This is a genomic window from Acinetobacter sp. BEC1-S18-ESBL-01 (genome assembly GCF_014169935.1).
GTDB classification, from domain to species: Bacteria; Pseudomonadota; Gammaproteobacteria; order Pseudomonadales; family Moraxellaceae; genus Acinetobacter; species Acinetobacter pittii.
The window spans coordinates 1,006,752-1,019,655 of the sequence record NZ_AP022302.1 but is presented as its reverse complement, the minus strand read 5'-3'; the positions used below and the strand labels follow the sequence as shown (position 1 = coordinate 1,019,655).

The 12,904-nt window shown below is 39.7% G+C and carries 13 protein-coding genes; 7 read left to right on the top strand and 6 right to left on the bottom strand.

The window, feature by feature from the left end:
• Positions 1-117: 117 nt before the first annotated feature.
• Together H7R46_RS04800 and H7R46_RS04795 are read right to left on the bottom strand one after the other, a co-directional pair.
• A complete protein-coding gene (locus H7R46_RS04800; protein ID WP_005067822.1) occupies positions 118-570 on the bottom strand; it encodes an acyl-CoA thioesterase in 453 nt (150 codons plus the stop codon).
• 121 nt (positions 571-691) lie between these two features.
• Entirely contained in the window at positions 692-2,068 is a 1,377-nt protein-coding gene (locus tag H7R46_RS04795; RefSeq protein WP_005067820.1) for a Do family serine endopeptidase, read from the bottom strand.
• 230 nt (positions 2,069-2,298) lie between these two features.
• Between H7R46_RS04795 and nadB the strand changes: the two genes are divergently transcribed.
• Complete coding sequence (nadB, locus tag H7R46_RS04790; RefSeq protein ID WP_031945281.1) at positions 2,299-3,942, top strand: L-aspartate oxidase; 1,644 nt, start codon at positions 2,299-2,301, stop codon at positions 3,940-3,942.
• Positions 3,943-3,998: 56 nt separating this feature from the next.
• Here nadB and H7R46_RS04785 read toward each other — a convergent pair whose 3' ends face one another.
• The 4 genes from H7R46_RS04785 to pabC all read right to left on the bottom strand — a co-directional run bounded on the left by H7R46_RS04785 (position 3,999) and on the right by pabC (position 7,047).
• Complete coding sequence (locus H7R46_RS04785) at positions 3,999-4,415, bottom strand: PaaI family thioesterase (RefSeq protein ID WP_005067816.1); 417 nt, start codon at positions 4,413-4,415, stop codon at positions 3,999-4,001.
• Between the two features lie 138 nt (positions 4,416-4,553).
• Complete coding sequence (tmk, locus tag H7R46_RS04780; protein ID WP_000470759.1) at positions 4,554-5,153, bottom strand: dTMP kinase; 600 nt, start codon at positions 5,151-5,153, stop codon at positions 4,554-4,556.
• 9 nt (positions 5,154-5,162) lie between these two features.
• The gene (gene mltG, locus H7R46_RS04775; protein WP_005067814.1) at positions 5,163-6,233 is read right to left on the bottom strand and encodes an endolytic transglycosylase MltG; all 1,071 of its coding nucleotides are present in this window, start codon (positions 6,231-6,233) and stop codon (positions 5,163-5,165) included.
• 1 nt (position 6,234) lies between these two features.
• Complete coding sequence (pabC, locus tag H7R46_RS04770) at positions 6,235-7,047, bottom strand: aminodeoxychorismate lyase (protein WP_005067812.1); 813 nt, start codon at positions 7,045-7,047, stop codon at positions 6,235-6,237.
• A 263-nt stretch (positions 7,048-7,310) separates the two neighbouring features.
• On the opposite strand from pabC, the gene H7R46_RS04765 reads away from it, so the two are divergent.
• The 6 genes from H7R46_RS04765 to H7R46_RS04740 all read left to right on the top strand — a co-directional run bounded on the left by H7R46_RS04765 (position 7,311) and on the right by H7R46_RS04740 (position 12,820).
• Positions 7,311-8,318 (top strand): sulfate ABC transporter substrate-binding protein, encoded by a 1,008-nt coding sequence (locus tag H7R46_RS04765; protein WP_001212602.1) that lies wholly within the window; start codon positions 7,311-7,313, stop codon positions 8,316-8,318.
• Positions 8,319-8,348: 30 nt separating this feature from the next.
• Complete coding sequence (locus H7R46_RS04760) at positions 8,349-8,957, top strand: RBBP9/YdeN family alpha/beta hydrolase (protein WP_005067808.1); 609 nt, start codon at positions 8,349-8,351, stop codon at positions 8,955-8,957.
• An 80-nt stretch (positions 8,958-9,037) separates the two neighbouring features.
• Positions 9,038-9,871: a sulfate ABC transporter permease subunit CysT gene (cysT, locus tag H7R46_RS04755; protein ID WP_005067805.1), complete on the top strand. Its 834-nt coding sequence runs from the start codon at positions 9,038-9,040 to the stop codon at positions 9,869-9,871.
• Positions 9,868-10,752, top strand: a complete 885-nt coding sequence (gene cysW, locus H7R46_RS04750; RefSeq protein ID WP_002118746.1) for a sulfate ABC transporter permease subunit CysW — start codon at positions 9,868-9,870, stop codon at positions 10,750-10,752. The genes cysT and cysW overlap by 4 nt, the downstream gene beginning before the upstream one ends.
• Before the next feature lie 11 nt (positions 10,753-10,763).
• Positions 10,764-11,825, top strand: coding sequence for a sulfate/molybdate ABC transporter ATP-binding protein (locus tag H7R46_RS04745; protein ID WP_002118816.1), 1,062 nt, complete (start codon positions 10,764-10,766; stop codon positions 11,823-11,825).
• A gap of 71 nt (positions 11,826-11,896) precedes the next feature.
• A complete protein-coding gene (locus H7R46_RS04740) occupies positions 11,897-12,820 on the top strand; it encodes a CysB family HTH-type transcriptional regulator (protein ID WP_002118601.1) in 924 nt (307 codons plus the stop codon).
• Positions 12,821-12,904 lie beyond the last annotated feature (84 nt).

The following is a 12,904-nucleotide window of genomic DNA, read 5'->3' as shown; positions in this document are numbered from 1 at the left end:
GGTTAAATAAATTGCGTGAGATTATAACAGATGCATATTTTAAAGTATCCAAAATAATCATGAGCTTTGTACTTATGTTTTAAAAAAGGACAGTCAAAGCAAGCGTATTACGTCCAACTATTGAGCATACGAAACAGTAAAATCGTAAGGGTTTATGCTTGAGTCAAGCGGCTTATATGCATGGGTAAAAGTTGGCGACATTCGTTTTGGACGTCCAGTAGCAATTTCAATACATGCCCATTTGGTATTCCCAACAAATAATACGGCCTGATCTGATGGACGAAAAAACACATACTGGCGGAATGAATAAAGTGCATTAATGTCATCTAACCATGTACGTAATACAATTTGTTCGCCTTCAAACGCAGCTTTACGATATTGCACATGATGCTCAACCGCGACCATGGCGTGTTTTAACTCAAGATATTTAGTTACCCCTACTCCCAAAGTTTCAACATGGGCAGCCGCTACATCCTGCATCCACTGAACATACATTACGTTATTTACATGTCCCAACGCATCAATATGATGTGGCTGCACCTGAATATGTAAATCAAAAATACTACTCACAAATGAACACTCTTATTTATTAACCTTAAAACTGAAATAAGTGTAGGTAGATATCGCTAAACGCTCAAGATAAATAACAAAAACCACCCATTTCAGGGTGGTTTATTGATTGGGTTAAGGATTACTGAATACGTAAACCAAGCATTGCGCGCTGTCCCTGACGAATAATAGCAACACGTGCTACGGTATTTTTTGGCAAGTTAGAAACAACTTTTGCAAAATCCTGACTATTTAAAATTTGGTTATTATTGACTTGAGTAATCACATCGCCCGGAATGATATTTGATAGTGATGCTAAACCACCACGGCGAACATCTTGTACATAAATACCACCTTTTACGCTCAACGCATTTTTTTCTGGTTCAGCTAGATCACGAATACTCATGCCTAAAACTGGCCCTTTAGATGCAGCACCTTGTGCACCAGTAGCAGGTGTTTCATCTGGCGCAGTCGTTAAGGTTGCTGAAATATTGCGTGTTTTATCATCACGTAATACTTCAAACTGAACAGTTTGATTTGGCTGTACTTTGTTTAATGCATACAGTAAATCACTCGTACGGAGTACAGGTGCACCATTTAATTTTAAAATCACATCACCCGCTCTTAGCCCTGCTTTTTGTGCAGGTGAGTTCGGAGAAATTTGAGTAATTAAAGCACCTTCAGGTTTTGGTAATTTGTAGGCATCAGCAAGGTTTCGGTCAATATCTTGCATCATCACCCCTAGATAAGAGCGTGTGACTTTACCTTTTGTTTTAAGCTGGTCGGCAACATCCATTGCTACATCAATCGGAATAGAGAAAGACAAGCCCATATAACCGCCGGTACCGCTAAATATTCGAGAATTTACCCCGACCACTTCACCATTTTGATTAAATAATGGACCACCAGAGTTACCAGGGTTTAAAGCCACGTCAGTTTGAATAAACGGCACCGAAGTTTCACCGCTCATGTTCCGTGATTTTGCACTGACAATGCCGGCCGAAGCTGAGTAGTCAAAACCAAACGGCGAACCAATAGCTAAAACAGGTTCTCCGACACGTAAACGATCAACATTTCCTACTCGTAAAGCTGGATAGTTAGTTCCGTTTACTTTTAACAAAGCAACGTCTGTACGCTCATCACTACCCACCACGGTTGCATCAATTTCACGGCGGTCATTTAGAGTGATGCTAATACGAGAGGCATTTTCAATCACATGGTGGTTTGTGAGTAAATAACCATCTTTACTAATGAAGAATGCACTTCCGTAAGCTGTCTTTTCTTGTGGACCTTGTTGTTGTGGAATAATGACCTGATTGCCAAAGAAACGTTTTAAAATTTCAGGAACTTGCTGTTGCAACAGTTCATCCTGAGTCATTTTTTTTACGACATTTACACTCACGACTGCTGGACTAACTTGTTCAACAAGATTTGAAAAATCAACAGCAGCATTTGCTTGAACAGCAGCAACTGTAAATACCGCTGCATACATTCCTTGTTGTAAATAGCGAGATTTCATTCGGTGCTCACCCACAATTGGTCTACGAGAATAAGGATAAAACTGTTGTATCACAACGCTTTGAGGTTGTGCGTAACAATATGTTTATTTGTAATACGTCATCACAAGGATTATTTTACGCATTGCAACTTTTTAAGCCAATTGCAATTTTTCTCTGAGTTAGAGCGCTTAAGCTCTTGCCTTTTTAGGTAAAAAGGGGTGTCATTAGCGGACGTTTTAAATTGATGCGAATGGACATGCCTAATTTACAGACAATTCACCACTTTGACGTGATTATTGTGGGCAGCGGCGGCGCTGGTTTAAGTCTGGCTTTATCGTTACCAAATCATTTTAATATTGCAGTTTTAGCCAAAGCTGCTCTAACCGAAGCAAGTACCTTTTATGCTCAAGGTGGCGTTGCTGCTGTTCTTGATGAGACTGACTCTATTCAACAGCATATTAATGACACTATGATTGCAGGCGCTCATTTATGTGAAATGGACGCGGTACAACATACCGTAGAAGGCGGCCGCCCTTCTGTTGATTTTCTTTTAAAACAAGGCGTGCAATTTACCTTAGATGAAGATGAGCAACTTCACTTAACTCGCGAAGGTGGTCACTCGCAACGTCGCATTATCCATTCTGCTGATGCAACAGGCAAAGCCATTTCAACCACTTTGGTTGAACGTGCCAAAGAACGTAAAAATATTACTATTTTTGAAAACTATATTGCGATTGATTTAATCACTTCGCATAAATTAGGCCATACTGACCAAGCGAATCGTGCTATTGGTTTATATGCATTAGATGAAAATACTGAAAAGGTTCATACCTTCCTTGCACCATTCACTGCGCTGGCTTGCGGCGGTGCGATGAAAGCTTATCTGTACACATCTAATCCAGATATTGCCACAGGTGATGGTATTGCAATGGCTTACCGCGCAGGTTGCCGTGTAGCCAATATGGAATTTAATCAGTTTCATCCAACCTGTCTCTATCACCCTCAAGCACGATCATTTTTAATTACCGAAGCTATGCGTGGTGAAGGTGCTTATTTGCGCCTACCTGATGGCGAACGTTTTATGTTGCGTTTTGACGATCGTGCAGAACTGGCTCCTCGCGATATTGTGGCGCGTACCATTGACCATGAAATCAAACGTCTCGGTATTCGTCACGTGTGGTTAGACATTACCCACAAATCACCCGAGTTTATTAAAGAGCACTTCCCTACACTTTATGCAAGATTGCTTGAGTTAGGTATCGACATTACGAAAGACATGATTCCAGTAGTACCAGCAGCTCACTATACATGTGGTGGTGTTGTGGTTGACTCAAATAGCCAGACGGATATTGAAGGTCTCTATGCGATTGGTGAAACGTCTTATACAGGCTTACATGGTGCAAACCGTATGGCAAGTAACTCATTACTTGAGTGCTTCGTTTACGGTATGAGTGCGGCAAAAGACATCGAAAATAAATTTGATGAAAACTTCAAATTACCTGAAGTACCAACTTGGGATGACTCACAAGTAACCAACCCTGATGAAGATGTTGTGATTTTACAAAACTGGGATGAGTTACGTTCAACCATGTGGAACTACGTTGGTATTGTCAGAACCACAAAACGTTTAGAACGTGCTTTACACCGTATTGAAATGTTAAAGCGTGAAATCACTGAATATTATCAAGACTACCGTGTTAGCAAAAACCTGATTGAGCTGCGTAACCTTGTTTTAGTATCTGAAATGATTGTTCGCTGTGCTATGCAACGTAAAGAATCACGTGGTCTACATTACACCCTCGATTATCCGGAAACTTCGAACGAGATTCGTAAAACGGTTTTAACTCCTCCAAATTTTGCAGTAGAACAGCCATTAGTTAATACTGACATTTAAGCTGTCCTTCTACAAAAAAGCACAGCCCTGGCTGTGCTTTTTATTTGGTTTAATATTTATGGTCTAGGTGGGATTGAATAAGTCGCGGTCACATGCGCAACAGGTTCATCCAAACCGACCGAATAAATCCAGACTTCCCCAACAACCAAGCTCTTTCCAACCTTCATGAGTTTACATTCACTACGTAAGTCTTGATCACCCGCAGGTTTTCTTAAAAAATTAATATTAAAGTTGGTGGTTACGGCTAAACTAACAATACCGATCTCACCTAATATCGCAATATATAAAGCAAAGTCTGCCAAAGTCATCATGGTTGGGCCAGATATGGTGCCACCAGGACGTTGATGCCTTTGATCGACATGATAATAAACAACTGCAGCTTTGGGGGTGACTGATTCAATTGTGCAATGTTCAAGACTTGGTGGAAATTCCTTTTCAAGAAATGCCACGATTTCTTCTTTTGAGCTTTTCATCCTTGTTATTCTTCAATCTATAAATCATATTTAAGATAGCATAAGAAAATTACAGATATTTTCTATGACGATTTAAATCAGAATTAACATCATTTTTCACCACTCCTATATTTTTATAAGAGTGGCTCATCCAATTGCTTACCCTAAATATTGCAAAGCCTGTTCGAACACCTGATCAGGACTTTGAGTTGCATCTATTCGCTTAATACGTTCCGGTTCAGCCTTCCATAAGGTTTCATAACCTTCACGGACCTTAGTAAAGAAGCTTAACTTTTCTTGTTCAAAACGGTCTAAAGCTCCACGTTCACGTGCACGGTTCATACCAAGTTCAATCGGTGCATCTAACCAGAAAGTCACCTCTGGCATGCGTGAAACGAAGTTCTGATTTAAAAGTTGTAATTTATCTTGGCTTAAACCACGGCCAGAACATTGATAAGCAAAACTCGCATCGGTAAAGCGATCACTTAATACAATTTTGTTAGCCTCTAAAGCAGGCAAAATAACCTGTTGTAAGTGTTGAGCGCGTGCCGCATAAATGAGTAATAACTCTGTATCATGACTCATATTTTCATCATGATTCACCGCCAAAAGCATAGAACGAATTTGCTCAGCTAATGGTGTGCCCCCGGGCTCTCGAGTTAAAACAACTTGTTTGCCTTGCTCTTCAAAATGCTGATGAATTTTTCGAATAAGTGTAGTTTTACCTACCCCTTCCGTGCCTTCAAAGCTGATAAACATCTCTTTTCCTTATTTCTTCGATCTCAACACGGATAAATATTCTTGCACTGCTTGATTATGAGCTTGCAAGTCTGCCGTAAATTTATGTCCACCATTACCAGTCGCTACGAAATAGATGTTATTTGAATCATCTGGATGTAACGCTGCTTCAATTGCCTTTTGGCTTGGTAAAGCAATTGGAGTTGGCGGTAAACCATTAATGGTATAAGTATTATATGGTGTTGGAGTACGCAGGTCTTCTCGGGTAATGTTGCCTTTATAGTTATTACCCATTCCGTAAATAACAGTTGGATCCGTTTGTAAACGCATACCAAGTTTTAAACGGCGGACAAAAACTCCAGAAACTTGTGTAAGTTCACTGTCTAAACTTGTTTCTTTCTCAATAATAGAAGCCATAATTAATGCTTCATATTTATCTTTATAAGGTAAATTCGGCGCGCGATTTGCCCAAGCTGTATCTAAAGCTTTTATTTGGCGATGATATAAATCGGTAAGAATTTTCTTGTCAGTCTCGCCTTTTGCAAAGAAATAAGTATTCGGCGCGAATAAGCCTTCTGGATGATTGTAAGGAATCCCAAGCGCTTTCATAAGCTGATCATTAGGTAAATCCAATATTGTATTTTTTACATTTTTATCATTTTTTAATGCAGTAATAAGCTGCTTAAAAGTTGTACCTTCAATCACCAAAACACGATTCATCTGAGCATTATCAGCGTCAGATAACATCTCTAATACTTGTCTTACGCTCATCCCTTGTTCAATTTCATACACACCAGCTTTCATGCTGTCATGAATCATAAACTTTTGATAAAGCTTTAATACGATAGGAAAGCTAACTTTATCTTCTTTTGCCAAACGATCAATAAAACCAGAATAAGTTTCCCCGGATGTAATAGATAACATCTGTTTTTTGCCTTCGATAGGATAAGCCTTAAACAAACTTGACCATAAAATGGCAAAAGTAGAAATTAAAACAATAAAAAGGCCAATTAGAACCAATCGCTTAGAAAATTTTGGAGCTTGTTTTTTGTTATTTTTCTTGGCGTTTTTTGCTTTCGCATTCACAGGTGGCTTCGGCATATTAATGAATCTGATTTAAGTTAAGGATATGAAATAAATCTATGCATGCCTGTGTATCTAGCGTTTTTTCGCCTAAATGAGTTACCACTCGCATAGGGTTTAAAGCATTACAAAAGAATAGACTTTGTATTTCAGATACTTCATCTAATTCAATCACACGTACTTCACAGGCAATACCATGGTGCTGCATACGCGCCAGAATTTCTGCCCGCATTACACCGTGGACGCCATTATAGCGAAGTTCAGGAGTAATCCATCTATCATTTAAACGAATAAAACAATTACTACTGACCCCTTCAACAATATAACCTTGTACATCAGTAACTAATGCTTCAGCCCACCCGCGTTGATCTGCTTCTTTTTTTAGCAATACTTGTTCAAGACGGTTTAAAGATTTGAGTCCGACTAAGCTCGGCATGGTTAAACCTAGAGCCTGATTTAAGACACCGCACTGGATAGAGTCTGGCAAAAATGGCTCTAAAGCTTTTGGATAAAACCAGATATAAATATCTGCTTCATGCTTTGGCAAACTATAACCACGGTCGCCTTCCCCACGACTAATCACAATTTTTAAAGTGCCATTGAGTACGAGGTTCTGCTTTTGCAGTTGCTGCAAACTCAGTTCAATTAATTCAAAATTTACAGTTAAAGACAGTTTCTGACATGCAAGTTTTAGACGTTGCCAGTGCCTTTCTTTAAGCTCAATTTGGTTTTGAAAAACACGAATTGTAGTAAAGCATCCATCTCCATAATGAAAGGCTCGATCTAATAAAGGAATAGTCTCAACGGGTTGCCCATTTTTAAAACACCACATGTTTGTTCCATCCTTTGCTAAAAGCCGCACAACAATACAACACCTTTCATTTAAATAATAAATGATTGATTTTAAAAAATTATACCCATTTCGCATCTACTTTTGAAACTTGTTATATATCAAGATTTAAGAATAGTTTATCTCTTATTATTATTTCTATTTTTTTCATATTAAATTCGTTTTTTATTATTTTTTTAGAATAAAGACTAGCGCTATTCTGCGTTCATGTTTTGAACATTTCATATTTTTTGAGGACTTATCTCATGCGTTTTTCTCAATTAAAAGTCGGGGTTATCGCTGCACTTCTTTCTGTTTCGTCATTTGCAGCCCAAGAATTTTTAAACGTTTCTTACGATCCTACTCGTGAGCTATATACAGATTTCAACAAACAGTTCGGTACTTACTGGAAACAACGTACTGGTCAAGATATTGAGTTTAAGCAATCACACGGCGGCTCTGGTAAACAGGCTCGTGCGGTTATCGATGGCTTAAATGCAGATGTGGTGACATTAGCACTTGCAGCAGATATTGATGAAATTGCTGAAAAAGCAAAACTACTTCCAACTAACTGGCAGAAAAAACTGCCACAGAACTCAACGCCATATACATCAACCATTGTATTTTTGGTGCGTAAAGGTAACCCAAAGCAAATTAAAGACTGGGCTGATTTAATCAAACCAGGCGTAGAAATCATTACACCAAACCCAAAAACCTCTGGTGGTGCTCGTTGGAACTATCTTGCAGCTTGGGCTTGGGCAAAACATCAACCAGGTGGCAATGACGCGAAAGCACAAGAATACGTTCGCCAAATTTATAAACACACTAAAGTTCTAGACTCTGGTGCTCGCGGTGCGACGACTACTTTCGCTGAGCGTGGCATTGGTGATGTATTACTGGCTTGGGAAAATGAAGCTCATTTAGCTATTCGTGAACAGCCGGGCAAATTTGAAATTATTACTCCGTCTCTTTCGATCTTAGCTGAACCTCCAGTTGCAATTGTGGAGAAGAATGCAGCTAAAAAAGGCAACTTAACCATTGCTAAAGGTTATCTCAACTATTTGTACTCGCCTGCTGGTCAAGAAATTGCAGCACGTAACTTCTACCGTCCTCGTAATGCAGCTGTTCTTAAAAAATACAGCAATGTATTTAAGCCATTGAAGCTTGTAACAATCGATAAAGAGTTTGGTGGTTGGACAAAAGTACAAAAACAACACTTTGATAATGGTGGTGTTTTCGATCAAATCGTGAAAATCAATAGTGCAGAGAAGTAATTCTTTGCACTAAAAGTAAGGAGAACAGACATGATTCACACTGTAATTGTTCCGGGTGTAGGTGGCAGTGAACATCAGCATTGGCAATCTTGGTTGCAGCGTCAACTCGTGTCTAGTTCTCGTGTTGAGCAAAAAAACTGGGATAGACCTGTATTAAGCGAATGGGTTGAGCAATTCGTTAAAACAGTTCAAGCAGCTCAAGCTCCTGTTCAAATTGTTGCACATAGTTTCGGATGCTTAACGAGTGTAGCTGCTTTAGCTGAGCATCCAGAATTAAAAAGCCAAGTTAAGAAACTAATTTTAGTCGCTCCAGCGAATCCGGCACGCTTTGGGGAAGCAGGGTTTGCTCGCCATAGCTTGACGGATTACAAAGATTATTTTCATCAATTAAAAATTGATGTGCCTGCAACACTACTCATTAGTGAAAATGATCCATGGCTTGGCTTTTTTGATGCTTTACAACTTGCAAAATCATGGAAGTTAAATCCCGTTAATCTTGGTGAAGTGGGCCATATTAATGTTGCCTCAGGTTTTGGGCCATTTCCGGATTTGCTGAACTATTTGATTCTAGAAGATTCGATGTGTAGTCACTCATCTATCCACCCGGTAAAAACACATTTCTCTTTGAAATTTGCTTAATACCAATCTTTATACCTCACTATTTATCTTTATTTATTCGCTTACTGGTTTCAGCAGGCTTTTCTCTTTGAGGAAATATCATGTCGCAGCGATCCCGAGTGCTGCCTGGGTTTGGTCTATCTTTGGGCTTCACCCTCGCCTATGTGTCTTTTATTGTGCTTATTCCATTAGCCGCAGTCTTTATCAAATCATTTGGAATCGGATGGGACGGATTATGGGAAATTTTAACGTCTGAGCGTATTTTGAAATCGCTTCAACTCAGCTTTAGTTCAGCTTTAATCGCAGCATCTATTAATGTTGTGTTTGGTCTACTTTTGGCTTGGTGTCTTGTCCGCTATAACTTTCCAGGAAAGCGTCTAGTTGATGCATTGGTCGATTTACCTTTTGCTCTTCCGACCGCAGTTGCAGGTATTGCACTGACTTCACTCTATGCACCTACTGGTTGGTTAGGTCAATATCTGGAACCACTTGGTATTCAGGTTGCCTATACGCCTATCGGAATTACGCTGGCATTGGTCTTTATTGGTATTCCTTTTATTGTTCGGACCGTTCAACCGGTACTCAGCGATATTGAAACCGAACTTGAGGAAGCAGCTTCAGCACTTGGTGCAAATCGTTGGCAGACCATTACTAAAATTATTTTACCCATCTTACTACCTGCTCTATTTACAGGCTTTGCTTTAGCGTTTGCTCGCGGCGTGGGTGAGTATGGTTCTGTTATTTTTATTGCAGGTAACCAGCCATTTAAAACAGAAATTGCACCGCTGATGATCATTTCTCGTCTTGAAGAATATGATTATGCAGGTGCAACGACCATTGCAGCGGTCATGTTAGTTCTCTCTTTTATCATTCTATTTGTCATTAACTTACTTCAAGCATGGGCAAACCGTCGTACAGGGAGAAACATCACATGAATTTACATACCGACAGCAACGCACTTGCTTTGAAGTTACAGTCTCGTGATGCGACACGTGAGCCAACTTGGGTACGTTATACCCTTATTACAATTGCACTGATTTTTTTCCTCAGTTGCCTCATGCTGCCACTCATTTTAGTTTTCGTAGAAGCATTTAAACAGGGACTTGAAGTCTATGTTCAGGCTTTGATTGATCCAGATACCTTATCAGCAGTGAAATTAACATTACTCACCGCAGCAATTGCAGTTCCAATTAATGTGATATTTGGTGTTGCTGCAGCATGGGCTGTCTCTAAGTTCCAGTTTAAAGGCAAGGCTATTTTAACCACTATCATTGATATGCCTTTTTCGGTTTCCCCCGTTATTGCAGGTTTAATGATTGTTCTAATTTTTGGTGCGCAAGGTTGGTTCGGCGGCTGGTTAATGGACCATGACATTAAGATTTTATATGCCGTACCTGGAATTGTTTTAGCAACCATTTTTATTACAGTTCCTTTTGTGGCGCGTGAGTTAATTCCACTCATGGAAGCTCAGGGAACAGAGGAAGAAGAAGCAGCAATTGTACTCGGTGCATCAGGTTGGCAAACTTTTTGGAAGGTCACCCTCCCTAACATTAAATGGGGTCTGATTTACGGCGTGATTTTGTGTAATGCCCGCGCAATGGGTGAGTTTGGCGCAGTATCAGTGGTTTCTGGTCATATCCGTGGTGAAACCAATACTCTGCCACTGCATGTTGAAATTTTATATAACGAGTACACCTTTAGCGCAGCCTTTGCCGTGTCCTCACTGCTTGCCTTCTTAGCTCTTTTAACACTGATTTTAAAAACTTGGTTAGAGCTACATCAAGATAAACCAGAACCGCATTCAACTGATTCGTAAGGAATGAAATCATGAGTATTCAAGTTAAAAATATTGAAAAACACTTTGGTGCATTCCATGCGCTTAAAAATATTTCCCTAGACTTTCCAGAGGGTGAACTGGTTGCGCTACTTGGACCATCTGGTTGTGGTAAGACGACTCTGCTTCGTATCATTGCAGGTCTAGAGTCAGCCGATGGCGGTCAGGTTTTACTTGAAGGTGAAGATGCGACTAATGTACATGTGCGTGAGCGTCAGGTCGGCTTTGTATTTCAGCACTATGCTTTATTCCGTCACATGACTGTATTTGACAATATTGCCTTTGGTTTACGTGTTCGACCTCGTGCAACCCGTCCTTCGGAAGCTGAAATTAAAAAACGTGTCACTCGTTTACTTGATCTAGTTCAACTAGGCTTTTTAGCAGACCGCTACCCTGCTCAGCTTTCTGGCGGACAACGTCAGCGTATTGCTTTAGCCCGTGCTTTAGCAGTAGAACCTCGCGTGTTATTACTCGATGAACCATTTGGCGCTCTAGATGCCAAAGTACGCAAAGAATTACGTCGCTGGTTACGCAACTTACATGATGAATTGCATATCACTTCAATTTTCGTGACTCACGATCAAGAAGAAGCACTTGAGGTTGCAGACCAGATTATTGTCATGAATAAAGGTAATGTTGAGCAAATCGGTTCACCTCGTGAAGTTTATGAAAAACCTGCAACGCCATTTGTGTTTGATTTCTTGGGTCAGGCAAATCGATTTGAAGGTGAACATACGGAAGGTATTATCCGTATCGGTAATGACCGTATTCAATTACCAACAGCAGTTGAGGCACCTCAAGGAAAAGTGATTGCTTTTGCCCGTCCAGATGAGTTACATATTCACTCGCAACCGCAAGCGAATACCATTGAAGCGACTTTTGTACGTGAAATCTGGATTGCTGGAAAAGTAGTGGCCGAATTACAAGACCGTAATGGACGTTTAATTGAAATTGCTCTGAGCAGTGAAGCTGCAAAATTACATGCATTTAAACCTAATCAAACTGTTTGGGTGAGCGCATCTCAATTGCACTTATTTGCAGACCAAGTTGCTTAAGAAATATATTTGGTGAGGAAATATCTTGCGGATCTTTAGACGCTCCTCACCTCTTTTGAGGAAAAGTGTAAATGAACTTTCAACAATTAAGAATTATCCGAGAAACAGTACGCCAAAACTTTAACTTGACGGAAGCATCGGCTGCACTCTACACATCTCAATCGGGTGTAAGTAAACATATCAAAGATTTAGAAGATGAATTAGGTGTTCAACTTTTCGTTCGTAAAGGTAAACGCCTTTTAGGTTTAACTGAACCAGGCCAGTCACTTCTTAGCATTGTTGAACGCATGTTAGTGGATGCTGAAAATATTAAACGACTTGCTGAAGATTTTAATAAGGTTGATGAAGGAACATTAACGATCGCAACTACGCATACTCAAGCGCGTTATGTATTGCCTCCAATCGTTAATCAATTTAAGAAATTATTTCCAAAAGTTCATTTGATTTTACAACAAGCTAGCCCTGTGGAAATTTCAGAAATGCTTTTACAAGGTGAAGCGGATATTGGAATTGCAACCGAGTCTTTAACGACTGAAGAAAATCTGGCTAGCATTCCTTACTATCAATGGCAGCACAGTATTATTACCCCGCAAAATCATCCTTTAGTGCAGGCGGATAAGATCACTCTAGAACTTTTAGCAGAATATCCACTCATTACTTATCATGGTGGTTTTACAGGTAGATCTAAAATTGATAAAGCGTTTGAAGAGGCTCATCTAGATGCAGATATCGTAATGTCAGCTCTGGATGCCGATGTTATCAAAACCTATGTGGAACTTGGCATGGGTGTGGGTATTGTCAATGACGTGGCTTATGATACAGAACGTGATTATCGTTTAAAGCAAACCAAAACTGATATTTTTGGTGTTAATACAACGTGGATTGCGGTTCGCAAAGGTCACTTATTACGCGGTTATGGTTACGAGTTTATTTCTTTATGCTCACCTGATGCGGATATTAAAGCACTTAAGAAAATTGCTTACCCAGATGAATAAAAATTCAAATAAATAAAAGGGCTTTTTAGCTCTTTTATTTATTTTATTAGGTACAAAAAAACGAGCCGTAGCTCGTTTTTTCTT

Bases quoted from the DNA above. Each gene is read 5' to 3' on its own strand.
- H7R46_RS04795 (WP_005067820.1), bottom strand. From the start codon at position 2,068: ATGAAATCTCGCTATTTACAACAAGGAATGTATGCAGCGGTATTTACA.
- nadB (WP_031945281.1), top strand. From the start codon at position 2,299: ATGGACATGCCTAATTTACAGACAATTCACCACTTTGACGTGATTATT.
- H7R46_RS04785 (WP_005067816.1), bottom strand. From the start codon at position 4,415: ATGAAAAGCTCAAAAGAAGAAATCGTGGCATTTCTTGAAAAGGAATTT.
- tmk (WP_000470759.1), bottom strand. From the start codon at position 5,153: ATGTTTATCAGCTTTGAAGGCACGGAAGGGGTAGGTAAAACTACACTT.
- mltG (WP_005067814.1), bottom strand. From the start codon at position 6,233: ATGCCGAAGCCACCTGTGAATGCGAAAGCAAAAAACGCCAAGAAAAAT.
- pabC (WP_005067812.1), bottom strand. From the start codon at position 7,047: ATGTGGTGTTTTAAAAATGGGCAACCCGTTGAGACTATTCCTTTATTA.
- H7R46_RS04765 (WP_001212602.1), top strand. From the start codon at position 7,311: ATGCGTTTTTCTCAATTAAAAGTCGGGGTTATCGCTGCACTTCTTTCT.
- H7R46_RS04760 (WP_005067808.1), top strand. From the start codon at position 8,349: ATGATTCACACTGTAATTGTTCCGGGTGTAGGTGGCAGTGAACATCAG.
- cysT (WP_005067805.1), top strand. From the start codon at position 9,038: ATGTCGCAGCGATCCCGAGTGCTGCCTGGGTTTGGTCTATCTTTGGGC.
- cysW (WP_002118746.1), top strand. From the start codon at position 9,868: ATGAATTTACATACCGACAGCAACGCACTTGCTTTGAAGTTACAGTCT.
- H7R46_RS04745 (WP_002118816.1), top strand. From the start codon at position 10,764: ATGAGTATTCAAGTTAAAAATATTGAAAAACACTTTGGTGCATTCCAT.
- H7R46_RS04740 (WP_002118601.1), top strand. From the start codon at position 11,897: ATGAACTTTCAACAATTAAGAATTATCCGAGAAACAGTACGCCAAAAC.